This is a genomic window from Paracoccus beibuensis (assembly GCF_026162625.1).
Taxonomy (GTDB): domain Bacteria; phylum Pseudomonadota; class Alphaproteobacteria; order Rhodobacterales; family Rhodobacteraceae; genus Paracoccus; species Paracoccus beibuensis.
The window spans coordinates 1-23,008 of the sequence record NZ_JAOTBD010000043.1 but is presented as its reverse complement, the minus strand read 5'-3'; the positions used below and the strand labels follow the sequence as shown (position 1 = coordinate 23,008).

General features: G+C 62.0%; 26 protein-coding genes. 12 read left to right on the top strand and 14 right to left on the bottom strand.

The window, feature by feature from the left end:
* Window positions 1–146 precede the first annotated feature (146 nt).
* The gene (locus OC159_RS17695; protein WP_265502522.1) at window positions 147–689 is read left to right on the top strand and encodes an HNH endonuclease signature motif containing protein; all 543 of its coding nucleotides are present in this window, start codon (window positions 147–149) and stop codon (window positions 687–689) included.
* Here the strand turns inward: OC159_RS17695 and OC159_RS17690 are convergent.
* Entirely contained in the window at window positions 664–1,944 is a 1,281-nt protein-coding gene (locus OC159_RS17690; protein WP_265502521.1) for a site-specific DNA-methyltransferase, read from the bottom strand. The genes OC159_RS17695 and OC159_RS17690 overlap by 26 nt on opposite strands.
* 315 nt (window positions 1,945–2,259) lie before the next feature.
* Here OC159_RS17690 and OC159_RS17685 point away from each other — a divergent pair, with 315 nt between their 5' ends.
* Complete coding sequence (locus tag OC159_RS17685; protein WP_265502520.1) at window positions 2,260–2,736, top strand: WYL domain-containing protein; 477 nt, start codon at window positions 2,260–2,262, stop codon at window positions 2,734–2,736.
* Entirely contained in the window at window positions 2,733–2,873 is a 141-nt protein-coding gene (locus OC159_RS17680) for a hypothetical protein (RefSeq protein ID WP_265502519.1), read from the top strand. The genes OC159_RS17685 and OC159_RS17680 overlap by 4 nt, the downstream gene beginning before the upstream one ends.
* A 465-nt stretch (window positions 2,874–3,338) precedes the next feature.
* Here OC159_RS17680 and OC159_RS17675 read toward each other — a convergent pair whose 3' ends face one another.
* Together OC159_RS17675 and OC159_RS17670 are read right to left on the bottom strand one after the other, a co-directional pair.
* Window positions 3,339–4,742, bottom strand: a complete 1,404-nt coding sequence (locus OC159_RS17675; RefSeq protein WP_074970403.1) for a sensor histidine kinase — start codon at window positions 4,740–4,742, stop codon at window positions 3,339–3,341.
* Window positions 4,735–5,406, bottom strand: coding sequence for a winged helix-turn-helix domain-containing protein (locus OC159_RS17670; RefSeq protein ID WP_074970405.1), 672 nt, complete (start codon window positions 5,404–5,406; stop codon window positions 4,735–4,737). The genes OC159_RS17675 and OC159_RS17670 overlap by 8 nt, the downstream gene beginning before the upstream one ends.
* A gap of 165 nt (window positions 5,407–5,571) precedes the next feature.
* Between OC159_RS17670 and OC159_RS17665 the strand changes: the two genes are divergently transcribed.
* From OC159_RS17665 to OC159_RS17655, 3 genes are read left to right on the top strand one after another with little or no spacing between them, the layout of a single operon-like run.
* On the top strand, window positions 5,572–7,098 hold the full coding sequence (locus OC159_RS17665; protein ID WP_265502518.1) for an ArnT family glycosyltransferase: 1,527 nt from the start codon (window positions 5,572–5,574) through the stop codon (window positions 7,096–7,098).
* A gap of 8 nt (window positions 7,099–7,106) precedes the next feature.
* On the top strand, window positions 7,107–8,111 hold the full coding sequence (locus OC159_RS17660; protein WP_265502517.1) for a glycosyltransferase family 2 protein: 1,005 nt from the start codon (window positions 7,107–7,109) through the stop codon (window positions 8,109–8,111).
* Window positions 8,105–8,494 (top strand): GtrA family protein, encoded by a 390-nt coding sequence (locus tag OC159_RS17655; RefSeq protein WP_265502516.1) that lies wholly within the window; start codon window positions 8,105–8,107, stop codon window positions 8,492–8,494. Before OC159_RS17660 ends, OC159_RS17655 begins: the two co-directional genes overlap by 7 nt.
* 13 nt (window positions 8,495–8,507) lie before the next feature.
* Here the strand turns inward: OC159_RS17655 and OC159_RS17650 are convergent, their stop codons facing one another.
* The 5 genes from OC159_RS17650 to OC159_RS17630 are packed head-to-tail and all read right to left on the bottom strand — an operon-like array spanning window position 8,508 to window position 11,065.
* Window positions 8,508–9,185 (bottom strand): hypothetical protein, encoded by a 678-nt coding sequence (locus OC159_RS17650; RefSeq protein WP_265502515.1) that lies wholly within the window; start codon window positions 9,183–9,185, stop codon window positions 8,508–8,510.
* The gene (locus OC159_RS17645; protein ID WP_265502513.1) at window positions 9,182–10,147 is read right to left on the bottom strand and encodes a helix-turn-helix domain-containing protein; all 966 of its coding nucleotides are present in this window, start codon (window positions 10,145–10,147) and stop codon (window positions 9,182–9,184) included. Before OC159_RS17645 ends, OC159_RS17650 begins: the two co-directional genes overlap by 4 nt.
* Window positions 10,144–10,542, bottom strand: a complete 399-nt coding sequence (locus OC159_RS17640; protein WP_265502512.1) for a VRR-NUC domain-containing protein — start codon at window positions 10,540–10,542, stop codon at window positions 10,144–10,146. The genes OC159_RS17645 and OC159_RS17640 overlap by 4 nt, the downstream gene beginning before the upstream one ends.
* Window positions 10,539–10,799: a hypothetical protein gene (locus OC159_RS17635; protein ID WP_265502511.1), complete on the bottom strand. Its 261-nt coding sequence runs from the start codon at window positions 10,797–10,799 to the stop codon at window positions 10,539–10,541. Before OC159_RS17635 ends, OC159_RS17640 begins: the two co-directional genes overlap by 4 nt.
* Window positions 10,800–10,804: 5 nt before the next feature.
* Window positions 10,805–11,065, bottom strand: a complete 261-nt coding sequence (locus OC159_RS17630; protein WP_101461915.1) for a helix-turn-helix transcriptional regulator — start codon at window positions 11,063–11,065, stop codon at window positions 10,805–10,807.
* 234 nt (window positions 11,066–11,299) lie between these two features.
* Between OC159_RS17630 and OC159_RS17625 the strand changes: the two genes are divergently transcribed.
* Window positions 11,300–12,133 (top strand): hypothetical protein, encoded by an 834-nt coding sequence (locus OC159_RS17625; protein WP_265502510.1) that lies wholly within the window; start codon window positions 11,300–11,302, stop codon window positions 12,131–12,133.
* A 27-nt stretch (window positions 12,134–12,160) separates the two neighbouring features.
* Here OC159_RS17625 and OC159_RS17620 read toward each other — a convergent pair whose 3' ends face one another.
* Window positions 12,161–13,432: a tyrosine-type recombinase/integrase gene (locus OC159_RS17620; RefSeq protein WP_265502509.1), complete on the bottom strand. Its 1,272-nt coding sequence runs from the start codon at window positions 13,430–13,432 to the stop codon at window positions 12,161–12,163.
* A 656-nt stretch (window positions 13,433–14,088) separates the two neighbouring features.
* Between OC159_RS17620 and OC159_RS17615 the strand changes: the two genes are divergently transcribed.
* The 4 genes from OC159_RS17615 to OC159_RS17600 all read left to right on the top strand — a co-directional run bounded on the left by OC159_RS17615 (window position 14,089) and on the right by OC159_RS17600 (window position 17,491).
* On the top strand, window positions 14,089–15,585 hold the full coding sequence (locus tag OC159_RS17615; RefSeq protein WP_265502508.1) for a multicopper oxidase family protein: 1,497 nt from the start codon (window positions 14,089–14,091) through the stop codon (window positions 15,583–15,585).
* 28 nt (window positions 15,586–15,613) lie between these two features.
* Window positions 15,614–16,213 carry a DsbA family protein gene (locus OC159_RS17610; protein WP_230383201.1) on the top strand — a complete coding sequence of 200 codons (600 nt, stop codon included), beginning with the start codon at window positions 15,614–15,616 and terminating at the stop codon, window positions 16,211–16,213.
* Between the two features lie 93 nt (window positions 16,214–16,306).
* Window positions 16,307–16,759 carry a DUF305 domain-containing protein gene (locus tag OC159_RS17605; RefSeq protein ID WP_010400332.1) on the top strand — a complete coding sequence of 151 codons (453 nt, stop codon included), beginning with the start codon at window positions 16,307–16,309 and terminating at the stop codon, window positions 16,757–16,759.
* Window positions 16,760–16,840: 81 nt separating this feature from the next.
* A complete protein-coding gene (locus OC159_RS17600) occupies window positions 16,841–17,491 on the top strand; it encodes a L,D-transpeptidase (protein ID WP_265502507.1) in 651 nt (216 codons plus the stop codon).
* Between the two features lie 27 nt (window positions 17,492–17,518).
* Here OC159_RS17600 and OC159_RS17595 read toward each other — a convergent pair whose 3' ends face one another.
* From OC159_RS17595 to OC159_RS17575, 5 genes are all read right to left on the bottom strand, one after another.
* Window positions 17,519–17,791 carry a hypothetical protein gene (locus OC159_RS17595; RefSeq protein ID WP_265502506.1) on the bottom strand — a complete coding sequence of 91 codons (273 nt, stop codon included), beginning with the start codon at window positions 17,789–17,791 and terminating at the stop codon, window positions 17,519–17,521.
* Window positions 17,792–17,829: 38 nt separating this feature from the next.
* On the bottom strand, window positions 17,830–18,285 hold the full coding sequence (locus OC159_RS17590; protein WP_010400329.1) for a c-type cytochrome: 456 nt from the start codon (window positions 18,283–18,285) through the stop codon (window positions 17,830–17,832).
* Between the two features lie 3 nt (window positions 18,286–18,288).
* On the bottom strand, window positions 18,289–18,768 hold the full coding sequence (locus tag OC159_RS17585) for a DUF411 domain-containing protein (RefSeq protein WP_119886900.1): 480 nt from the start codon (window positions 18,766–18,768) through the stop codon (window positions 18,289–18,291).
* Between the two features lie 93 nt (window positions 18,769–18,861).
* On the bottom strand, window positions 18,862–19,185 hold the full coding sequence (locus OC159_RS17580; protein ID WP_265502504.1) for a hypothetical protein: 324 nt from the start codon (window positions 19,183–19,185) through the stop codon (window positions 18,862–18,864).
* Window positions 19,185–19,466 (bottom strand): metal-sensitive transcriptional regulator, encoded by a 282-nt coding sequence (locus OC159_RS17575; RefSeq protein WP_101459771.1) that lies wholly within the window; start codon window positions 19,464–19,466, stop codon window positions 19,185–19,187. Before OC159_RS17575 ends, OC159_RS17580 begins: the two co-directional genes overlap by 1 nt.
* Window positions 19,467–19,566: 100 nt before the next feature.
* Here OC159_RS17575 and OC159_RS17570 point away from each other — a divergent pair, with 100 nt between their 5' ends.
* Window positions 19,567–21,930: a heavy metal translocating P-type ATPase gene (locus OC159_RS17570; RefSeq protein WP_265502503.1), complete on the top strand. Its 2,364-nt coding sequence runs from the start codon at window positions 19,567–19,569 to the stop codon at window positions 21,928–21,930.
* Window positions 21,931–23,008: the final 1,078 nt, after the last annotated feature.

The window sequence follows — 23,008 nt, the reverse complement described above, 5'->3', positions numbered from 1 at the left end:
GCTTGCGCTACCCGAGGGCTCCGCGCCCGGCGCGCTTGCCCTGAAACGATCCGCCGACTACCAATCTCAAACCGGCAGACTCTCGTTATGACCGAGGGACCAACGGGGGGCAGGTCACCTCTGTTAAGAGATCTCGGAGGGCGGGCGTGAAGCTGGCGGGTATCAAAAAATATCTTCGACCTTCAACAATCATGGGACGTAAGAGCACGTTTGCAAATGCCTTTGCGTCGGCGCTGGCGCCTCATGATAGCTTTGTTGTAGCCGACGTCGCTCAAGCCATCAAAGATCTTGGTCAGGACCCTGAGGAAGATCTCGATTGCGTCTACTGCGGCGAGCCTGCGGCGACATGGGATCACGTATTCAATCGTGTGGTGAAAGGTGATTTCTCTGGGCATGGGCATCGTATCCGCAATCTCGTCCCTTGCTGTCGCACCTGCAACGAAAGTAAGGGACAAAAGCCTTGGCGTGACTTTCTCGAACTTCGCAATCCGCCGGATAAGGATGTGCGAGTGCAGCGGATGACAAAGTTTTTGGACAGCGCCGACGCCCAGCCGGTCACCATGGAAGATATGAGGCACAAGGCGAAAGCCGAACTGCAACGATTCATCGACATCCGCACTCAGGTCTTCGAACTTATGGAAGAGGCAGATGATCTCGCAAAGATCATTCGCTTGAAATCGACAGACTGACTGGCCGACGGCTAGCTTTCAAATCGGCGAAGCTTTCGCCGCTTCCCGCCAGTGTCGCTTCCTTGCCGGTCAGGTTCTGCCAACGGGCGATGGCGACATCGACATAGGCGGGGTTCAACTCGATGCCGTAGCAGACCCGACCAGTAGTCTCGGCGGCGATCAGGGTGGTGCCCGATCCCATGAAGGGCTCGTAGATCGCCTGACCGGGGCTGGAATTGTTCAGGATCGGCCGGCGCATGCACTCGACTGGCTTCTGCGTGCCGTGGACGGTTTCGGCATCCTGATCGCGGTTGGCGATGTGCCAGAGCGTCGTTTGCTTGCGATCCCCGGCCCAATGGCCCTTGCCGCGTTTCCTGACCGCGTACCAGCAGGGCTCGTGCTGCCAGTGGTAATCGCCGCGACTGAGGACCAGCCGGTCTTTTGCCCAGATGATCTGCGAGCGGATATCGAATCCCGCCGCGATCAGGCTGTCGGCGACGGTGGTTGCATGCAGCGCACCATGCCAGACATAGACAACATCGCCCGGGAACAGCGCCCAGGCCTCCCTCCAGTCGGCCCGGTCGTCGTTCAGCACTTTGCCTGTGCGTTTGGTCTTGGCCGCACCCGTGGCATTGCGCCATGCCGGGTCGTATTCGACGCCATAGGGCGGGTCGGTGACCATCAGCAGCGGGCAGACATCGCCCAGCAGTTTTGCAACCACATCGGCTAAGGTGCTGTCGCCGCAGATCAGCCGGTGCGGCCCGAGCTGCCAGAGATCACCGGGCACCGAGACCGGATCGGCAGGAGGTTCCGGAACCTCGTCCTCGCCCTCGGCGGCACCATCCTCGGCAAGATCGGGATCCTGCAGCAGGGCCTCCAGTTCGTCCTCGGCGAAGCCAAGCAGCGACAGGTCGAAATCCTCGGCCAGCAGACCGGCGACCTCGTCACGCAGCAAGGCATCGTCCCAGTCTCCGAGTTCCGTCAGCTTGTTGTCGGCGATCCGGTAGGCCCGGCGCTCGGCCTCGTCGAGATGGCCGAGCCGGATCACCGGCACCTCAGCAAGCCCCAGTTCCGTAGCCGCCAGTACCCGGCCGTGGCCGGCGATCAGCTCGCCGTCGTCGCCGACCATGCAGGGCACGGTCCAGCCGAAGCGTGCCATGCTGGCGGCGATGCGCGCCACCTGATCGGGCCCGTGCATCTTGGCGTTCCGGGCATAGGGGCGCAGCCGCTCGATCGGCCAGAACTCGATCTGGCGCGGCGCGAAGGTGAGGTCCATGGGGTGGGGCTCGGGATCTGAGGGCAGAAAAACGAAAGCGCCCGCGAGGGGATATCCTCCGGGCGCAAATCTTCGATGCTCAAGGGGTAGGTCAAGCCGGGCACGGATGTCAATATGAAAAGATAATCGGATTCAATGCGTTCGGGATATGCCGCCGAATGCGTTCCAATCCCGTTGAACGTCGTGACAGTGACGCCAGCGATACAGTCAGACACCCGCTTCCGGATGCAGGAGGCGGAAACCCCGAAAATTATGGACCGGATTATTCACGCCATGCGATGCAGATCCTCTTTTTTGTTCCAAGGAGGTATCACCATGCGACTCGGTCGCACGCCCGCTCTGACCCTGAACCTCACCCGCCGCGCGCTTGCGCGCCGGTTGGCCGGCGCTGTCGCCGTGATCGGTATCGGGCATGAGGCGGCGACGCGGTTCGTGGCGCACCCGGCACCCGTCCTGGAGCCCGAACTGCGCGACACGGCGCTGCGCGGTCTGGCTCTGGCCGGCTATCGCGGCGATCCGGTCACAGCGGCTGCAGCCAATGCCGCCTTGGACCGTCTGGCCGCATCCGATCCCGAGGCAGCTTTGCTCGGCCGCATCTATCAGATGCTCGATGTGCGCCCGGCACAATACTGGCTCGAGGATGCGCCCGAAGCGGCCGCAACCGATCTGGCGGTGCTGCACGTGGCCATCTGTGCCTGCCAGCCGGTCGCCTTCGGCTATACCGACCTGTCGGGGAACGAAACCACGCGCACGGTCCTGCCGCTGGCGCTGGTTCACCGTCGCAGGGCGTGAAGCTGCTGGCATGGTGCGAGGAACGCGAAGGCTTCCGCCAGTTCTTCGTGCACGCCATGACCAAGCTGACCCCGCAGCCCGGTGACTTCAGCGCGGACCGCATGGCGCTGCTGGACAAGGAAGCCGGGCGGGCGTGATGCGCGCCCGGTCGCCTCTGCCCGTCATGGAGCAAGGGTGATCGGGACGCAAAAACTGGCTTCCCCGGCGTGGCTTCTGGCCACGCCCTGGCTTCCCCGAAGGTGGATTCCCTGGCTTCCTCCCGGGAATCCACCGTGGCCAGATCGTGATTTGTTAATCTTCTGATATTGCTATGAAATACCTGGAATTACTGGCGGAGTGGCTTCCGCCTGGCTTCCCCGGTGAAAATGCCTGACGCTGGAAACCTTCTGCGCTGCGCCCCCCCGAATACAGATCGCGTCGGGGAGGAACCATGGCAGGGGGGAGGTGTGGAGGGTTTGACCTGATGAGGACCTGAGAGACGTCTGTTCTCCGGGCGCTCGTCTTCGATCCTTGAGTTATGAGTCAAGAGAGGCTCGAATGTCAAACTGTTTTGTTGCGGGTTTGTTCGTGTGGCGCTTACAAGATCTCGCAGGCTGTATCGTCTAGGCTAAGCTCCTCGCGGTGCTGCCTTGCTGGAAACGCAGCAGAACGCGCAGGCCCGGATTGTTATCGCTCATTGTTACCTCTGCGCTGTGTAGTTCCGCGATCGCTCTGACCATGCTAAGGCCCAAGCCGTTGCCCGGAGTGGTTCGGCTTTTCTCAAGGCGGTAAAAGCGGCGGAAGACCTTGTCCCGCTCTTCCGCTGGGATGCCCGGTCCATTATCTGAAACCTTAAGCAGAACGCTGTTATCTGACCTTGCCAGTGTCACCTCAATTCGCGTTCCCGGAGGGCTGTGGCGCAGGGCGTTTTCAACGAGATTTGCGATCATTTGGGTTAACAGGTGCTGATCGCCCAAAACCATTGCGTCCTGATCCTCAATGCCAAACACCAGCGTCTGATCGTTCTCCTCGGCGACGGGGCCATAGGCGTCCTCGATCCGGGCGAGGATCGGAGCCAGCGGGGTTGCGGCGAACCGAACTGAACGCTGACCGGCTTCGATCTGCGCGATCCTCAGCAGAGCATGGAATATCTCGATCAGATCGTCGGCAATCTCGACGGCCTGTTCCGCGACCTCCCTGTTCTCACGCGTCAGATCGGGCGCATTCAGCAGCACATCCAACCGCTGCCTCAGACGCTGCATCGGGGTGCGAAGATCATGGGCAATATCTGCTGATATCTGCTTCTGGCTGTCGACCATCTTCTGAAGTTGGGCGATGGTCCGGTTGATTTCATCTGCCATGCGGGCAAGATCATCGCTGTCGGTTCCAGTGGTGGGGACGCGACGTTCCAATTGGCCCATCGCCACCGACTTCAATGTCGTTGAAATCTGGGTCAGCCGTTGTTCGGTTCTGCGACCTACAATGATCCCCGCAAGCAAACCAGCAAGCAGCAAGAGGATGAAGCCCGCAACGAATCCGCGCTCGAGAACCTCGCGCAGCTCTTCAAGAAAATAGGTGCTTGTGCCCAAGGTCAGCCGGTTCGGGCCGAGTTGCACCGAATGTAGCAGATAGCCGGTAACATCCTCATAGCGTGGCTTTTCGGCGTGAATTGCATCGACGGGGACATAGCCGCTGCCCTTTCCGTCGATGGCATCGACATTTCCGGCCAGAACCGTGCCATTGGCGTCCTCAAGCAGGTAGATCCGATAGTCTTCGAAATTGAAGCCGGCAAAACCTCCTAGCTTTGCCTGAACCGCCTCCAGCCCATCGCTTTCATAGAGACTTGCGAAACCAGCCGCATCATCGGCCAGTTGATCTGATACCCATTCACTGATCTCGCGATCCGCGAAGTGATAGCTTAGCCCGAATACCAAGGCGGTAATGATTGCGTAAAGCGCCGCGAACCGCAGTGACAGGCGCGCCGAGGTCGAGCGCAGGAAGCGCGATATGCCAGTGTGCCTAGCCATGCAGGCTGTAGCCAGCGCCGCGGACGGTGTGGATCAATTCGGTGTCGAAAGGTCTGTCGACCTTGTTACGCAAGCGGCTGATATGGGTCTCGACGACATTGGTCTTGGGGTCGAAGTGAAAGTCCCAGACCGATTCCAGCAACATGGTGCGGGTTAACACACGTCCGGCATTGCGCATCAGATATTCCAGCAGGCTGAATTCGCGGGGTTGGAGGTCCAGCGACTGGCCCGCCCGCGTGACCGTGCGACGGATCAGGTTCATTTCCAGATCGGCCACCTGCAGGACGGTTTCCTCGGTCTTCAGGGGGGGTCTGCGGGTCAGGGCCGCCAGCCGCGCAGACAATTCCTGAAACGAGAACGGCTTGACCAGATAATCGTCCGATCCTGCCTCCAGCCCTTCGACCCGGTCGTCGATGCCGTCCATCGCTGACAGGATCAGGATCGGTGTTTTTACCCCTGCGCCGCGCACCGATTTGATCAGTGTCAGCCCGTCCAGACCCGGCAGCATACGGTCGAAAATCATCACATCGTAATTGTTGTCCAGCGCTGCCAGGAAGCCTTCGCGGCCATTATCGCAGTGATCGACCAGGTGCCCCTGCGCGCGCAGGCTGGAAGAGATATATTCCGCCGTTTCGGTATGATCCTCGACCACAAGAACGCGCATTTGTGTTGCTTTCAGTTGCTCCCTTCGCTGGGATAGCCCACCCTGTGTCTTGGTCAAGCCTGCGGGACATTACGGATTGTTATAGTTCCGGCAACGGCGCGGACAGGTCTCGCTTGGTAAATGGCGGCGAATACAAGCTCTTCGCCTATCAAGCAGGACCAGATAATGACAATAACCGAGGCCTATTCGGCCCAGCGGCCTGCCGCGACGCACGCCCGGAAAATTCTGCGCCCGACGTTGCATGATATGCAGCTGGACAACACCGCACGTCGGTTCCTGCTCGCGGTTCTGACGGGATTCGGGCTTTTGCGCATTTGGGCGATGTTTGCCGTGCCTTTCACCGACACGACCGAAGCGCGCTATGCGGAAATCGCGCGCAAGATGGTCGAGACCGGAAACTGGCTGACGCCGCAATTCGACTATGGCGTGCCCTTTTGGGGTAAGCCGCCTTTGCATACCTGGCTGTCGGCGGGCGGGATGCAGTTGTTTGGCGTGAATGAAGCCGCCGCGCGCCTGCCAATTCTGCTGACGGCGCTGGCTGTGCTGTTTCTCGTCTGGCTCTGGGTGCGCGATAACGTTGGGCGTAACACTGCATTGGTCGCGACTGTCGTGCTGGCAACGATGGCGATGTTCTTTGGCGCATCCGCCTTTGTGATGACCGACATGCCGATGGTCCTTGGCACGACACTGGTCATGGTCGGGTTCTGGCATGCGGTCAGCGGGGCAGGCAGCCGCTGGAGCTATGCCGTTTTCTTGGGGCTGGCGATCGGAATGCTTGCCAAGGGTCCGGTGGCCGTGGTCCTTTGTGCCATCCCGCTGACGCTTTGGCTGACCTTGACGCGGAACTGGCACCTATTGCGTCAGCTTCCGTGGACACGGGGCACAACGATGCTGATGGTGCTGGTGGTGCCTTGGTATGTCGCCGCCGAAATTGCCACGCCCGGTTTCCTGCACTATTTCCTGATTGGAGAGCACATTCAGCGCTTCCTGACCCCCGGCTGGCAAGGCGACCTTTACGGGTCCGGGCATCAGGAAGCAAAGGGAATGATCTGGCTGTTCTGGCTGATGGCGGCTTTGCCTTGGAGCTTGGTTCCGGCCTTGTTGCTGACCCGTCCCGGCAAAACCCTCACGACCGTCCGACAAGATCGCTCTGGCTGGCTGATCTATCTGCTGCTCTGGGCTGTGTCTCCGCTTTTGCTGTTCACACCGGCATCCAACATCCTTGCCGCCTATGTTCTACCGGGCCTGCCTGCCGCCGCCGTTCTGCTGGTCACGCTGTTCGCAAAAGTAATCGGGCCTCAGCCGAGCCGTGTGGCGCGCGCAGTGTTTGCCATCGCGACATCGGCGATCTTCGCGGTTTTCCTCTTGCTGACTTCGGGCGCCATTTTTGCACCGCAACAGATCCGGCTGAAAACGGACAGGGGACTGGTCGCCGCCGCCAATACGGCGTTGCCCGGCGCACCGCTTTATACCGTTGGCGGGCGCAGCTACTCGGCCGAGTTTTATTCGGAGGGTAAAGCGCAGGCGATTGAGATCGACGACCTGGCCCGACTGTCCGTCGACAGCGCACCGGCCGCGTTCTCCGTACCACCTGGTATGGCGCCAGAGACCACGGCATTGGGACTTGAAAATCTGGGGGAATATGGACGGCATGTCCTGTTCGTCACCCCGACCGCAGGCGAGGTGAAATGATGAGTCGCATGCAGAATATCACCCGCGAAACGGCAAACACCATGCCACGGGCAATCGATCTCGGACCGACGGCGCCGGATCTGTCCTTCGTTATTCCCGCCTTCAACGAGGCGGAGAATATTGCGGAAACACTGAACCGGGTGTCGCGCAAGGCGCGCAGGCTGGTTCCGCAGTCTGAGATTCTGGTGGTCGATGACGGCAGCACCGATGCCACCCTTGAACTGGTTCAGTCTGGCCATTGGGGCGTGCCGGTCCGCGTGTTGCGCCTGTCGCGCAATTTCGGAAAAGAGCAGGCGATCATGGCCGGGCTGCGGCATGCGGCGGGCAAGGCTGTTGTGATCCTCGATGCCGACCTGCAAGAGCCCCTGCGCTATGTTGACACGATGCTAGAAAAATACCGCGAAGGCTATGAGATCGTCTATGCGGTCCGCGCTCATCGCGATGATGAAAGCTGGCTGAAGCGTCGCTTCACCGCCGCCTTCTATCGGTTTCTGAACATCGGTAGCGAGGTGCCTATGCCCGCCGGAGCGCGGGATTTCCGGCTGATGGACCGAAAAGTTGTCGATGCGCTTTGTGCGCTGCCTGAAAGCAACCGCTTCATGAAAGGCCTTTATGCGTGGGTCGGCTTTCGCTCACTTGCGATCCCGGTTGAATTGCAGCCTCGTGGTGGCGGTAGCACCAAGTTCGGCTTCCGCCGCCTGCTGAAACTAGGGATGACCGGGCTAACGGCCTTCACAGATTGGCCATTGCGCATGTGGACCGGCATCGGCATGGTGCTTGCCTCGCTGTCGATCTTTTACGGGATGTTTTTGGCTGGCCGCACCCTGCTGCTTGGCCATGCCGTGCCCGGCTGGTCAACACTGGCGGTCGCGATCTTCTTCTTCAGCGGCATTCAGTTAATGTCCATTGGGGTGCTGGGCGAATATTTGGCGCGCGTCTTCAGCGAGGTCAAAGGCCGACCCGGCTATTTGATTGCTGAAGATGTCACCATTGCTTCGATGCCCGAATGCTAGGCACCGCAGCGCGTTTCGCCCTGACCGGAGGGGTGGCGACGCTGGTGCACCTGTCCGTCGCGATCGTGCTGATCTGGATTGGCGTTGCACCGCTGGTTGGCAACGCTGCAGCTTTTGCGACGGCTTTCATGGTCAGCTTCTGGGGACACCACATGTTCACTTTCTCTGGACATGGTGTTGATGTGCAAAACTCGCTATCCCGCTTTGTTGTCGTTGCTATCCTTGGGTTCATTGCCAATGAGTCGAGCCTTGGGCTTTTGTTAAAGCTTGCAGCGGTTCCGGCGGAGCTGGCTCTGCTCACCTCGACCTTGATCGCTGCAGTGTCCACATTTTTCCTGTCCCGATACTGGGCCTTCAAATCTCATCCTTTGCCAAGGCGATGATGGTTCAGGGTCTTCATACACGGGTGTTGGCCCGCCAAGGCTCCCGTTTCGGCACGGTATCCGTCACTTCGATGCTGCGTAGCATGCCCCCCTGGCGCAAGCCATCCCGCACCCAGCCGAGCGCCTGCCACCATTGCGTGTAGTGCCGGTGCGCGGCAGCGATCTGGTCGGGATGCGGCGAGAAGGTCACCGGGCAGGCGCGGAGTTCGACCGCCCGCCACTTGCCGCGAGACAACACGCGTGCCGTGCCGACGGCGATGGTGATCGAGCGTTCGCCGTGCTGATTGCGCTTCATCTCGATTGGCACGCAGCGCGGCACGGCGCCGGGCATCCAATCCGGTGTTATCCCGGCCCGGGCCAGTTCGGCGATGCGGATTGCCATGCGGATGCCGCCGAGGGATGTGGGTAATCCCGCGACGCAGGCTGCAACTACCTCGGCATCCTCGTGGGTGGAACTGTTCGGCTTGTACCTTCCGCCATCGATGCGGCAGCCCAGCGCGGCGCGTTGCATCAGCACGTATTCGAGGCCGAAGCCGAGACTTTCGCTGCGTTCGGGGTCGGGCGGCCCGGGCAGTTCCAGCCGGGCCTTCTCCATGCGAAAGGCCCATTCCAGCACCTGCTGGACGCCCAGCGCGCGTTTGGTTCGGGTGCCTGTGGTGCTGCGGTTCGGGAAGCGGGAATGGATGCTCATGCCACGCCCCGTTCTCGCAGCCGCTCGGTCGTGACCAGGCCGCGTTCCAGCATGGCATTGCGCACGGTGTTCGAGATGGCATTGGAGGGCAGATAGCCATCCCCGTTCAGCAGCCCGGCATAGAAATCCGCGATCTCGTCCATGCTGGCACGTGGCGCGTCGGCAGGCTTGTTGCCGCGCTTGCTCCGCTTGTCGCCGTCAGCGGGCTTCCTCGCCTCGGCGCTCCGTGCCGCCCGTTCCATGGCCCTGTCCAGTGCTCTCGGGCCGTCCGGCGGATTGGGATGCGTGCTGCGGCTGTCGCGGGCCACCGCGACGATCCGATCCTCGGTCAGGCCGAGATCGGTAATCCAGCGACGGACATGTTCGCGGGGTGGCCATCCCTGCCACCAGCCGGGAAGCCCCGCATCGGTGTCCAAACCCAGCGCGTCGAGCAGCCTTTCAAAAAACTCTTCAAATCGATCATCGCGCGCTCGCGCTCCCTCCTCCTCCTTTACTGGTTCCCTTAATGGTTCTCTTACAGGGTTAGTCTCCGAATTTCGGAGATGGAAACCGGCCAAATTCGGAGATGGCTTTGGCGATTTTTCGGAGATGGCTCCATCTCCGGAATCCGGACATGGACCGTCGCTGTCATCGCCATCGTCGGGCTCGGAAGCGCAGTCGTCTTCTTCGTCCGACGGATCTGGAAACCGATCTTCGAAGCCGAGGATGTAGCGTGTCGCCTGGCGTCGATGCGTCTGCGGATCGTGACAGCGAACCCGGTGGATCAGCCGCGCTTCTTCCAGCGCCCGAAGATGGTCGTTCAGGGATGACACCGACATCTCGCAATCGGCCGCCAGCCGCGCCTGCGTCGGAAAGCAGCCAAAATCCGGATTGTGGCGGTCGCAGAGATGCCAGAGCACGATCTTGGTGGCGGGCTTCAGCCCACGCTGCAGGATGGCCCAGTTGGTCGCGTAGTGGCTCATGCGCAGGCCCTCCGTCGCGGGTTTAGCGCTTGGGCGCGCGTCGTGATGCCGTGATCGGCGAGCGCGCCCAGCGCGTCCTCGACGGAGCGGACCAGCGCCCAGCCGAACCCTTGGGCCTTCACCATGTCGCGGAACGCTCTCTGGGCCGGACTGAGGCGGCCGGACGGGCTTTTGACCTCCAGAAACAACACCTGCCCGCCAGTCAGGACGACCAGATCGGCAAAGCCCGGAAACACGCCCATGCCGGTCAGGATCGCCTGGCGCTCCCGTGCGGCCTTGCCACCCGACCCGACCTCATTGGCGGAATGGTGGATGATGGCATCGCGGGGCAGGACGATCCGCAATGTGTGGACAATGGCGCGCTGGATATCGGCCTCGGGTGTTCGACGGGTCATGCGTCACCACCTTTCGCTTTGCGGTTCGACACGGCGATCAGCAGACCGGCAAGGGCCAAGGCCTCGCGGCGTTCCTGATCTTCGGGGCTGTGCGCGGCGATGGCGCGGCAGGCCAGGATGATCAGGCTGTCCGGGTGATGGACGAAATCGGCGACAATGCCCCGGGCCTCAGAGAGGCGCTGGACGGGACAGTCCGGCGGGCAGGCAGTATCGGTCGTAGAGCTATGATCGATAGCGGCATCGGGAATCTGGGACATAGCGTTCATTTCCGCCCCCGCGCCTTGCCGGGTTTCGCGTCGGTGACCCGCGGCATCTCCTGCGACTGCAGCCAGTCCTGCACCACGCTCATCCGATAGAAGATCTTGCGACCGGCGCGGACGCAGGCCGGACCCTTGCGGCGTCGCTCCCAGCGCCCCAGCGTATCGACCGTGAGGCCAAGCTCCTGCGCCAGATCGTAGCGGCTGATCCAGCCGCGCAGCAGGCGCGGTTCAACCGTCGGTTCCGCACTCATGGGTTGTGTCATGCTCTTGCCTCCATCTTGCATCGCCCGGACCGGGCCGCTGACGGGGAGAAGAACAATCACATAAAAAGGCCCGGCGGGGAGGCGGAAGGTGGCGTAACCTCCCGGAGGTTATGCCACCCCATGTTTTGCTGGGTTTGGCGATGCGCATGCACTGCGAGACAGGCTGTCAAGAGGCAAAATCCGGCGACCGGCAGAACCCCTTCTGCCGGTCGCCGGTGTCAGATTCAGCCTTTGTTGGGGCTGGAACATGTCAAGAACAAAGAGTCGGTTGTCCCCAGTGAAATCGTCTGGACAAGTCTCGTTCTGGTGGTGAAGAAGTCGGCCAATCACGCCGGATGCGGTCGAGCGACGCGAGCCTTTGCAAGGCCCGTGATCGGGAAAGCTGTGTCTGCGCGCGAGAGGATTGAGGCAAGGCGCTTTGGGATCGGAAGAAGGGCAGCCCAGCGCCTACGAGCAGGGAGACGAAAGAAGATGGGATTGCCGCAACGCACGTTTTTCACGGTTCAGGAAGTTGCGATCAGATGGGATTGCAGCCTCGACGATCTGGCGGGTTGGGCCATCAACGGAAAGCCCGAGGTCGTCATGGCGATCGAGCCGATCCAGCAGAACGGGACGATTCTGTCAGGGCTGGTCGTGGTGCCCGTGGTCGATATCCTCAGCATGTTCCGGCGCTGGGCCAGCGGGCCGCAACGCCGCGTGATCCGGCGGGTTCGACCAATTGGCCAGAAGGACTGGGTGATGATCGCGGATCCCGAAAATCACATCACCGTCGAACCCTCCGACCTGCTGATCCTCGCGAGTGAGGTTTACGAGTTCGAGATTGCCCACGGTCTCGCCAAGCGTGCGGCAGATCCGGGCGGTGCGCCATCCCGCTATGACTGGGAAGGTCTTTATATCTCGCAGATGGTCCGTCTACACGAGGATGGCCTGCCTGCAACGCAGGGTGAATGGGTTGCGGAAGTTCAGGACTGGTTCGCAAAGACCTCTCCGGGTCGCGAGATACCTGATGAGAGTACGATCCGAAGGCGACTGACCCCGATCTGGCGGGCGCTGCGGGAAACCCCATAGCGCCCGTTGCGAGAGGCCGACGTTTGGTCAGGCGCTTTTGCGCGCCTGATCATCTTGCGCCCCGGCATCATGCACCAGCACCGGCTTTGGCCGGAAGGCGCTGGCCACGGCATCGACCCCGGCGCGCAGCGGCGAGTCCATCAGATGGGCATAGCGCGCAGTGGTCTGCGTCTGGCTGTGACCCAAGAGCTTTCCGATCATTTCCAGTGACGCACCGCCACTGACCAGTAGCGAGGCGAAGGTGTGGCGCAAGTCGTGAATGCGGACATCGGGAATGTTCACCTGCTTCTGGATCTGATGCCAGAAGCGGCGGATTTCCTTCACAGGCTGGCCGGGCACATCGCCGGGGAACAGGAAGGGGCAGCCGCGCGGGACCAGTAACTGCCGTTGGCGAACGATGGCTGCGGCTTCATCTGAGATCGGCAGCCGGTGGATCCTCCGCTGCTTGGTCATGCTGGCGGGCTTCGACCAGCTGAGATGTTCGAGGTTGAAATGCTCGAACCGCGCTTGCCTCACTTCTCCCATGCGCGCGCCGGTCAGCATGCAGAGCCGGATGATATCCGCCGCCCGCCGATCCTCGGCCGCGTCCAGCGCGGCGGCGAGCTTCCGGATCTCTTCTTGGCTCAGAAACCGCTCGCGAGGGTTCTCGATGCGGCGGCGGAAGCCCGAGGCCGGATTGTCCTCGCGCCAGCCCCAGCTTTGCGCATAGGTGAACATTTTTCGGAGCACCTCGCCGACGCGATTGGCCCGCACTGGTGTAGGCTTCGAACCCTGCAGCTTCCGGGCGCGGTTGTTTGGTTTTGCCTTATGCGGCCGGGCTCGGCCCTCGGCGATCCGGTTCAGCAGCTTTTCCACATCATAGGGCGTGATCTCGGTCACCAGCCTGTTGTTCCACTCCGGGCCCACCAGCTTCGTCAGCATCGAGCGCTGATCCGAGGCATTGGTTTTCGCCAGATTCGGCAGATGCACCTCGGCATAGCGGTCAACCAGATCCCTGAACCGGGGTGCGTCCCGCCCGTCTTCCTTCGCGCCCAGCGGATCGCCCCCGGCATCGATCTCGCGCCGCAACTCCTTTGCCCGCTCCCGCGCCGCTGCCGTCGACCATTCCGGCCAGCGCCCCAGCGTCATCCGCCGCTGCCGTCCGGCATGGCGGTAATCCAGCGTGAAGGCCCGGTTGCCGGAGCGGTAGATGCAGATGGCAAATCCCCGCACCTCGCTGTCGAAAATCTGATAGTCCCGGCCCGGTTCCGGCACCGCCTCCCGCACCGATTTCTCGTTCAATCTCAGTCTTTTGACCACGCCCAGCGCCTCCTTCTTGCATCCCACACAAGGCTCAGCCTCGCGCGCATGGCAAGTCATACATCGCCAGTCAGACCGGCGGGGAGGCGGAAGGTGGCAGAACCTAGGGGGAGGGCTGCCGGTCAATGGCTCAGAAGGGAAAAACCTACACCCTCTGTTGATTACTCCGTGAATTGCAACGAGAGCCTGTCCTGCTTATTGTCAAGCTAGTTTCATAGGTTCCAACTCAACCACATGATGTGCCGCGCGATATGTTCTCTGCTTGTTGTCCTGCTCGTGTTGGCGGGCGCGACGCAGCATGGGCAAAGTGCTGGCCCAGCCGGACTGCCGACCGATCAAGTTGTCGCTTCGATCAGCCATCCCGGCGACACAGCCGGGCATGAGCACGGTTATTCGGGAGAGCCTTCTCGGCACGATATGACCGATGCCTGTGCGATTGTATGTGTCGGCACACCTACGCCCTGGCTTGCTGCCGCGCAACTTGCGCCTGTTGAGACCGAGCATTCGCTGAAATGGCACTCTATAGCGGTGACACGTGAGGGCCGTCTGGTCGGCCCCGGATACCGCCCTCCGAAATCCATCTGAACACCTGATTTGCCGCACCTGTTCAAGGTGCCGAACATTGTTCGCCCCACGGGGTTTGATGGATTACTCATATGACATGCACGCTGGATCGCCGCGGCTTTCTGACCGCATCCGCTGCCATGGCCGCAGCTTTTGCCGTCCCGCGCACGGGCTTTGCGCAGCCAGCCGCGCTGGCATTGCAGGCAACGACGCGCACGCTTGACATCGATGGCCGCGCCGCCACGGTTTTCGGGCTGATCAACGGCAACGGAACGCCCGGGCTGACACTGGACCCCGGCCAGCGTTTCTTGCTGGATCTGACCAATGATCTGGCCGAGCCGACGATCATTCATTGGCATGGACAGATCCCGCCGAACGCACAGGACGGCGTTCCCGATATGCCGATGCCGCTGCTGCAGCCAAGAGAGACGCGTGCCTATGATTTTGAGGCCGCAGCAGGCACGCACTGGATGCACAGCCATGTGCCCATTCAGGAGATGCAGTTGCTGGCCGCACCCCTGATCGTCCGCCGCCCCGAGGATCTGCGAGCTGATCGGCAAGAGGTCACCATGTTCCTGCATGACTTTTCCTTCCGCCCGCCGGAAGAGGTGCTGGACGAAATCCGCTCGGGAAAGGGGCATGACGAGGCCGCCGAAGCCGAAATGTCGCAACCAGCCGATCCCCATGCCGGTCATGACATGGGGGGCGGCATGGCCATGAATGTGATGTCGGAAATGAGCGGCATGTCCATGCCCGGCATGACCGGGATGCAGATGGATCTGAACGACTTCGATTTCGATGCCTATCTGGTGAATGACCGCACCTTGAGCGACCCGGAAGTTGTGCGGGTAGAAAAGGGTGGCCGGGTCCTGCTGCGGGTCATCAACGGGGCTGCGGCCACGGTATTCTGGCTCGACAGCGGCGAGGTTCCGGGTCGGCTTGTTGCGGTGGATGGCCAGCCGGTGCAGCCCTTGCCAGGAACGCGCTTTGGTCTGGCCATGGGGCAGCGCCTGGATATCGAGCTTGACCTGCCCACCGGAGGCGGCGCATGGCCGATCCTTGCTCTGCGCGAAGGCGCGCAGGAGCGCACCGGCCTTATCCTTGCGACCGCTGGCGCCAAGGTGCCGGTCATGCTTGGAATGGCAGACGAGGCCGCACCTGCATTCGATATCGACCTTGCACAGGAAGCCGCCTTGCGGGCCGTTGCTCCGCTGACGGAACGAGTTGCCGATGCATCACCCATGGTGATGCTGGGCGGGCAGATGCAGCCCTATCGCTGGACCATCAACGACCGCGTGTTCGAGGATCGGATTCCGGTTACGGCCAAAACAGGCCAGCGGGTCGAGATCATGTTCCACAACATGTCGATGATGGGCCATCCCATGCATCTGCATGGCCATCATTTCCAAGTTGTCGCGATCAATGGCAGACGGTTTTCCGGTGCATTGCGCGACACGGTCTATGTGCCGCCCATGTCGATGGTCACGGTGGCGCTGGATGCGGGCGAGGCGGCGGAATGGATGCTGCATTGTCACCACATGCCGCATCTTGCCAGCGGCATGATGACGACGTTCGCGGTCTCGGCGTGACGGGAGTGACATGATGTTTCAGCGACGCATGATCCTGACCCTGGCCCTTACCGCCCCGGCGATGGCCATCGCACCGCGCCTATCTTGGGCTGGTCATTCGCTTCCACCCGAATTCCGCAGGCAGCTTGAACATGACGCGAATGCGCCGATCTTCGGCAATCCTGACGGCGATGCGACTCTGATCGAGTTCTTCGACTATAACTGCCAGTTCTGCCGTGCGATGATGCCAGTGGTGGATGCCGTGTTAGGAGCCGATCCCGGCTTGCGGATGGTGATGCGGGAATGGCCGGTCTTTGGCGAGGGTTCGGTTTTCGCGGCCCGCGCGGCGCTGGCGTCGCGCAAGCAGGGCCGCTACGCCGACTTTCATCGCGCCTTGATGAGTCAGAAACCCCGGGCCGAAAGGGCCAGCGTCCTGCGTGTTGCGCGATCCATGGGTTTAGACACTCAGCAGTTGCAGCGCGATATGGGCGGCCCGGAGATTGCCCAACATATCCAGCAGTCCAATGCGCTGGCCGAGGCGATGGGGCTTGTCGGCACACCCACCTTCATCGCCGGATCGGATTCGCGCTTTGGCGCCATTTCATCAACGGAACTGGCCGAACTGGTTGCGGCCTCGCGTGGCAATTGAAGCATTTCACGAAAGGACAACGCTATGGATAATTCTGATCGACACAATAGCCACGGAAGCCAGAGCGGCGGAAGCTATGGCCGTTTTGCGGCGATGATCGCTACCTCGACGGTGATCATGTTCGGGCTGATGTATCTGAACACCTGGGCGATGGATCATGTCTTTTTCAGCCAGACCCGGATGTGGATGGCGCTTTACATGGGCGGCGCCATGGCGCTGATCATGCTGGCCTTCATGCTTGGGATGTATCGCAACCAGCGCGCCAATATGACCGTCGCAGGCCTTTCAATTCTGGCCTTTGCCCTCGGCCTGTTTCTGGTTCGCAGTCAGGCAACGGTCGATGATACCGCCTGGATGAAGGCGATGATTCCGCATCACTCGATTGCGATCCTGACATCCACCCGCGCGGATATCTCGGATCCTCGCGTGCGGGCGCTGGCGGACAGCATCATCGAGGCCCAGACGCTGGAAATCGCGGAGATGAAGGCGCTGATCGCCGATCTGGAAGGCGGGCCAGCGGCGACGCCCGAGGTCGATGGGCGCTGATGCGATACGGTTCGGCAATCGCGGATCCCGCTGCGCTTGCCGCATTCATCTGAAGGTACAACCATTACGAGGAGCAATCACATGCTGACACGCAGACATTTCATCCGAACGACGACGGCGCTGTTCGCGGCCTCCGCCGCCAGCCCGCTTATGGCCTCGACCTGGCCCGACGCGGCGCAGAAGGCCGCCTGGGATGCCGAGGTGGAGGCCGGCGGCCCCAATCCTTGGGGCCTGCACCAGCGTTTCCTGCCGCAGCGGATTGTCGCGAATGACGGTCTGGTGCCGGGCGATATCCATGTCGATGCCGTGGCCCGATACCTCTACCACATCGAAGAGGGCGGCACGGCGATGCGTTACGGCGTGGCCATCGGCCGGGGCGATCTTTACGAGCCGGGGACCTATACAATAAAGCGCAAGGCCGAATGGCCGCACTGGACCCCGACAAGGAACATGATCGAGCGCGAACCCGAGGTCTATGCGCAGTATGAAAACGGCATGGAGCCCGGTCCCCGGAATGCGCTCGGGTCACGGGCGCTTTATCTCTATCTCGGCGAGCGCGACACCTATCTGCGCATTCACGGCACGCCGTTTCCGACCTCGATCGGCAGCCGCGCCAGTTCCGGCTGCGTCCGCATGGTCATGGCCCATATCAACGGACTCTATCCACGCGTCCAGATCGGCGCGACCGCCTATCTCTATTCGCCGGTGGGCAGCGTGACGGCCATCAGCTGAACGGTCGCCCTCTGGCGAGGCCGGGCGTCAGGACGTACGCGCGTTGCAGATATGGTTGCCGTTGGCCGCCCGCAGCGGCACCAGCGTCGTTTCGACCGGCCCGACATGATAATACCAATAGCAATCATCCGCCGGGTCCAGCCGCGCCGTTGTCAGGTCCTGGTTGGGGCCGGCGATGGCGACGACCTCGTTCGGAATGGGATAGGGCGAGGCCTCCTCGACGGCGGTGCCGGTCGTTTGCGCCGTGCACCCGGCAAGGACGAACAGCGTCAGGGCGATGACGGCGGTTCTTTTCTTCATGGCAAACTCCTTGGCTATGGTGGTGTCGCGCCGGGGTGTTACGGCGCGCTGTCCTTGGTGATGCGGCTCTGGATTGCCCGTTCCCGTTCAGGCCAGGTAGATTTGATATAGGCCAGAACGGCGGCGATTTGGTCGTCACTCATGACATCGCCGAAGCCGGGCATGTCACTTTTATACCCATCGCCGACCACGGCGGCCGTGCCGTCGCGAATGATCTGTACCAGAAGCGCGTCGGCGTGATGCCATGTGTGACCGGTCTCGTCATGCGGGGGCGCCGGATAGCGGCCACTTGCGAGCGGGGTCTGCCAGTCCGGCTGGCCTTCCAGATCGGCGCCGTGGCAACTGGCGCAGTTATCGACGTAGAGCCGCTGGCCAAGCGCGATCACGGCCTGATCCTGCGCGGCTGTTCCGGTGGCCCCGCTGCCGCGCCAGAGGATCAGGATCGCAGCGGCCAGACCGACCGCTGCGATGAGGATGAGTGCGTTGCGCGTCATCTGTTATCCGTCCAGCGGAAAGGCGCGCCCGTCACCGGCAATGCCGCCCCAGGCGATGACCTCGGCGGTGGCCTCGACCCCGCCGCCCATGCCCGGAGAGCCGGCGGGCATCCCCGGCACGGCGATCCCGGAGATGTCGGGACGCTGATCCAGAAGCTGCGTTATGGCCGCGAAGGGCACATGGCCCTCGACGATATAGCCGCCGATCCGGGTCGTGTGGCAGGACCACAGGTTTTCGGGCACAGCGGCGTCGCGCTTCATGCCGACATAGTCGCTGGCCTCAGTGATTTCGACCTCAAACCCCGCCTCGATGGCAAGGTCGGCCCAGGCGCCGCAGCAGCCGCAGCCGGGGTCCTTGGTGACACTCAGCAGGTTCGGCTTTGCATCCGAGCCGGTGGCGGCGAAGGCAAGGGTAGAGGTTGTCGACAGTATCGCCGCGACCGCAAGGATCGCCCCGCGACGCGAGAAATTGGGGTTGCTCATATCTGATGTCCTTCGGGATGTTGCGCGCCGTAGGGTCATTCATCCCTGTCATGGCGCAGTTGATCGACTTGTGGCCACTCGGGCCATGTGGCGTCAGAGAGCAGCGGATCGCGGAGGGGGCAGCGGCAAACGCGGCCTGGCGGATTTCATATCCTGCAGCGGGGGAATGTGCCGGATTCGGCGTGGCAACCGGGCCGCGTTCGGCGTGACTTCGGCATGGCCGATGGCGGCACAGGCCGCACAGTCGCCATGTGGAGAATCCGGCTGCGTGGTGCAGCATTCATGCGCGACTGGCGACGCGGATGTTTCGGCCATCGAGGCCATCGGCGATGCCTCCGCCGAGGCGGCGCCGGTCAGTGCCAGCGGCATCGTCACCGCCAGCAGGGCGGCAAGCACGACCGACAGCAGCAGGCGCATCAGTCGCGCACCTTTTCCATCAGCTCGACGACCTCGCGGAACATCACCCGCTGCCGGTCCTGATCGCCGGATTGGATCGCGTCTTCCATGCAACTTCGCGCGTGATCCTCGATCAGCAGGCGTTCGACGCCGCGCAGGGCAGACCGGATGGCGGCGGTCTGGTTCAGGATATCGACGCAATAGCGCCCATCCTCGACCATACGCGAGACGCCCTGCACCTGACCGTTCAGGCGGGAAAGCCGCTTCAGGATCGCGTCTCGGTTCTGCTTGTCATGCGCCAAGGAGGGCTCCGAACTTCAACATCTGCGGCTTGTGCTATACCCTCAAGGGGTATAGAGCAAGTCTGATATACCCCCTATAGGTATCTGCCGGGAGCGAGTCATGGACCACAAGCACGATCATTCGCATGGGCATCACGATCACGGGACACACGGTGGCGCACCGGCACAGGCTGATCCCGGCAAGGCCATCGACCCGATTTGCGGGATGCAGGTGACGATCAAGCCCGAGGCCCGGCACCGCGACTATGAGGGACAGACCTTCTATTTCTGCTCGGACGGTTGCCAGTCGAAGTTCGACGGCGATCCGTGGTTCTACGCCTCGGGCGCGGCGGCCAAGGTCGAAAAATCCGCCCCGGCAGGCACGCAATGGACTTGTCCGATGCATCCCGAGATCGTGCGCGATGAACCAGGCGCCTGCCCGATCTGCGGCATGGCTTTGGAGCCGATGATTCCCTCGGATGAACCCAGCCATGAACTGACCGATTTCACCCGCAGGCTGTGGGTCAGCGTGGCCGCTGCGGTGCCGTTGTTGATCCTGACGATGGGCGAGATGGTGGGCATTCCGGTCCGCGACTGGATCGGGCACCGCACCGCCATCTGGCTGGAGTTCCTGCTGGCCACGCCCATCGTGCTCTGGGCGGCGCGTCCCTTCTTTCAGCGCGGGTTGGATTCCTTCAAAAACCGCTCACCGAACATGTGGACGCTGATCTCGCTGGGGGTCGGCGCGGCCTATCTCTATTCGCTCTTCGCCACCTTCCTGCCGGGCATCTTTCCCGAGGAATACCGAATGGGCGGCATGGTCGGCACCTATTACGAGGCTGCGGTGGTGATCGTCGCCCTGGTCTTTGTCGGGCAGGTGCTTGAGTTGCGCGCGCGCGAACGCACCGGCGATGCGATCCGGGCACTGATGGATCTGGCACCCAAGACCGCGCGGCGCATCCTGCCTGATGGCAGCGATTATGATGCGCCGCTGGAAAACATCATGGCGGGCGACATGTTGCGGGTGCGGCCGGGCGACAGCGTGCCGGTCGATGGCGAGGTGGTCGAGGGCCGTTCTTCCGTCGATGAAAGCATGATCACGGGCGAGCCGGTGCCGGTCGAGAAGGTGCAGGGCGACCGCGTGACCGGCGGCACGATCAACAAGAACGGCACGCTGGCGATCCGCGCCACCGATGTTGGCGCCGATACGGTGCTGTCGCAGATCGTCCAGATGGTGGCCGGCGCGCGACGCTCCAAAGCGCCGATTCAGGGGCTGGCCGACCGGGTGTCCGCGATCTTCGTGCCTGCGGTCGTGGTGATCGCTGTTTTGGCCTTTATCGTCTGGCTGATCTTTGGCCCCAGCCCGTCCTATGTCTTCGCCATTGCCTCGGCGGTTTCGGTGCTGATCATCGCTTGTCCCTGTGCGCTTGGGCTGGCGACGCCGATTTCCATCACCACGGCGGCGGGGCGCGGCGCGCAGGCCGGCGTACTGGTCAAGAATGCCGAGGCACTGGAACTGATGGCCGATGTGGATACGCTGATCGTCGACAAGACCGGCACGCTGACCGAAGGCAAGCCCGCGCTGACTGATGTGACCAGCTTCGGCGACGTGTCCGAGGATGAGTTGCTGGCCGCAGCCGCCGCACTGGAACGCGCATCCGAACACCCGCTGGCCGAGGCGATCGTCGAGGGTGCGAAGGCGCGCGGGCTGAGCCTTGGCAATGGCGAGGAGTTCGAGGCCGTCACTGGCAAGGGTGTGATCGGCAAGGTCGATGGCCGCGATGTGGCGCTTGGCAATAACGCGCTGATGACCTCGCTTGGCATCGACTGCGACACCGGAGAGGACACCGCCGACCGTCTGCGCGGCGAGGGCAAGACGGCGATGTTCGTGGCGCTGGATGGCGGGCTGGCCGGTCTGGTCGCCGTTGCCGACCCGATCAAGCCCACCGCCGAGGCGGCAATACGTGACCTGCACGATCTGGGCATCAAGGTGATCATGGCAACCGGCGACAATGAACGCACGGCGCAGGCCGTGGCATCAAGACTGGGCATCGACGAGGTCCGCGCCGGAATGCTGCCCGAGGGCAAGAAGGATCTGATCGACGGGCTGCGCGGCAAGGGGGACAAGGTCGCCATGGCCGGCGACGGTGTGAACGACGCGCCCGCACTTGCGGCGGCGGATGTCGGTATCGCCATGGGCACCGGCGCCGATGTGGCGGTCGAAAGCGCCGGGCTGACCCTGCTGGGCGGCGATCTGACCGGCATTGTCCGCGCCCGCAAGCTTGCCGTGGCCACCATGCGCAACATCCGACAGAATCTGTTCTTTGCTTTCATCTATAACGCAGCCGGGATCCCGGTGGCGGCAGGGATGCTCTATCCGGTCTTTGGCCTGCTGCTATCGCCGATGATCGCGGCGGCGGCCATGTCGCTGTCCTCGGTCTCGGTCATCGCGAATGCGCTGCGGCTGAAACGGGTGAAGCTTTAGAGTTGAGGGAGCGGCATGTGGGTTTGAAATTTCGGTTTCAGCGCGATCAGGGTACTCGAAAACAGGCTACGCGCCCCTGCTTCAGGGCGACTACATTAAAGACGACCGTTGGCAATGTGAGTCATCCTCTCAGGGAGCCTTTTCTTGCTGGCAAAGCGTGGGCCTCCTTTTGCTTGCGGATTTGCGATGCTGGAGAAAATCGTCTACCTCAACGCCACCTCAACCCTTGGCTGCAGTTTTCGCGCGTGTTGTGCCGCCCGATGTCGCTTGATCCGGTCGAATGACGGAATGGAAATCTTCAGAAATCAAATAGTTGTCGCGTAAGGCTCTGAAATCGTTCAGTTTCTGATTTTCCCTTCTGATCGGCTCATAACCTGAAGGCCGCAGGTTCAAATCCTGCCCCCGCAACCAAATTCTAGCGCTATATCAAAGACATGTGCCCCGCTTAACCGCGGGGCTTTTTGTTGTGCGCAGGCGAGGCAACGCTCAGGCAACACTATCGCGGAAAAAACGTTTGGGATGTTCCGCGCACGGGACTCTGAAGCCTTCCTGCGCTCGTTGCTTTGCCTGCTCGTGTCGTAGGAATGGCAAAACGGATGCAGGTCTCAACACGCGAACCATCTTGCCGCTCTTCTCGCTTTGCTGATCACCGCCGGATGCGCCGTTGGCACCAGCATCGTCGTGAAGGGCGCCGGGCCGGACGATGTGCTGAAGCTCCGCAAAGGGCCAGGGCCTCAACCACGATCTCGTCATTGGACTCTCCGATGGGACACGATTGAGACGGCAGAACTGCATGACGAATGCGCATGTTGAGAAGGACGGTCGGCCGCTCCAATTTCGATCCGAAGGCCTTGGCACGTCCAAGCGGACTAGCCTATACCTGTGACACAACCCTAATCACCTGCCTGGCATGGCTCCCTGTTTGCGTCGCCCGGCAACTTTCTCTGGGAACCTGAACTACTCCCCGAAAATCGGACAGTGACGGAAGCTACGATCTGACGTCTGCTGATCTCCGAGGACGAGGAGATCAGAAATGCGGAAACGCAGGAACCATGACGCGGGCTTCAAGGCGCGCGTG

Bases quoted from the DNA above. Each gene is read 5' to 3' on its own strand.
- OC159_RS17675 (WP_074970403.1), bottom strand. From the start codon at position 4,742: ATGGCTAGGCACACTGGCATATCGCGCTTCCTGCGCTCGACCTCGGCG.
- OC159_RS17635 (WP_265502511.1), bottom strand. From the start codon at position 10,799: ATGTCCCAGATTCCCGATGCCGCTATCGATCATAGCTCTACGACCGAT.
- OC159_RS17665 (WP_265502518.1), top strand. From the start codon at position 5,572: ATGACAATAACCGAGGCCTATTCGGCCCAGCGGCCTGCCGCGACGCAC.
- OC159_RS17570 (WP_265502503.1), top strand. From the start codon at position 19,567: ATGGACCACAAGCACGATCATTCGCATGGGCATCACGATCACGGGACA.
- OC159_RS17655 (WP_265502516.1), top strand. From the start codon at position 8,105: ATGCTAGGCACCGCAGCGCGTTTCGCCCTGACCGGAGGGGTGGCGACG.
- OC159_RS17630 (WP_101461915.1), bottom strand. From the start codon at position 11,065: ATGACACAACCCATGAGTGCGGAACCGACGGTTGAACCGCGCCTGCTG.
- OC159_RS17610 (WP_230383201.1), top strand. From the start codon at position 15,614: ATGATCCTGACCCTGGCCCTTACCGCCCCGGCGATGGCCATCGCACCG.
- OC159_RS17600 (WP_265502507.1), top strand. From the start codon at position 16,841: ATGCTGACACGCAGACATTTCATCCGAACGACGACGGCGCTGTTCGCG.
- OC159_RS17660 (WP_265502517.1), top strand. From the start codon at position 7,107: ATGCAGAATATCACCCGCGAAACGGCAAACACCATGCCACGGGCAATC.
- OC159_RS17580 (WP_265502504.1), bottom strand. From the start codon at position 19,185: ATGCGCCTGCTGCTGTCGGTCGTGCTTGCCGCCCTGCTGGCGGTGACG.
- OC159_RS17605 (WP_010400332.1), top strand. From the start codon at position 16,307: ATGATCGCTACCTCGACGGTGATCATGTTCGGGCTGATGTATCTGAAC.
- OC159_RS17640 (WP_265502512.1), bottom strand. From the start codon at position 10,542: ATGACCCGTCGAACACCCGAGGCCGATATCCAGCGCGCCATTGTCCAC.
- OC159_RS17590 (WP_010400329.1), bottom strand. From the start codon at position 18,285: ATGACGCGCAACGCACTCATCCTCATCGCAGCGGTCGGTCTGGCCGCT.
- OC159_RS17585 (WP_119886900.1), bottom strand. From the start codon at position 18,768: ATGAGCAACCCCAATTTCTCGCGTCGCGGGGCGATCCTTGCGGTCGCG.
- OC159_RS17690 (WP_265502521.1), bottom strand. From the start codon at position 1,944: ATGGACCTCACCTTCGCGCCGCGCCAGATCGAGTTCTGGCCGATCGAG.
- OC159_RS17685 (WP_265502520.1), top strand. From the start codon at position 2,260: ATGCGACTCGGTCGCACGCCCGCTCTGACCCTGAACCTCACCCGCCGC.
- OC159_RS17595 (WP_265502506.1), bottom strand. From the start codon at position 17,791: ATGAAGAAAAGAACCGCCGTCATCGCCCTGACGCTGTTCGTCCTTGCC.
- OC159_RS17650 (WP_265502515.1), bottom strand. From the start codon at position 9,185: ATGAGCATCCATTCCCGCTTCCCGAACCGCAGCACCACAGGCACCCGA.
- OC159_RS17645 (WP_265502513.1), bottom strand. From the start codon at position 10,147: ATGAGCCACTACGCGACCAACTGGGCCATCCTGCAGCGTGGGCTGAAG.
- OC159_RS17615 (WP_265502508.1), top strand. From the start codon at position 14,089: ATGACATGCACGCTGGATCGCCGCGGCTTTCTGACCGCATCCGCTGCC.
- OC159_RS17670 (WP_074970405.1), bottom strand. From the start codon at position 5,406: ATGCGCGTTCTTGTGGTCGAGGATCATACCGAAACGGCGGAATATATC.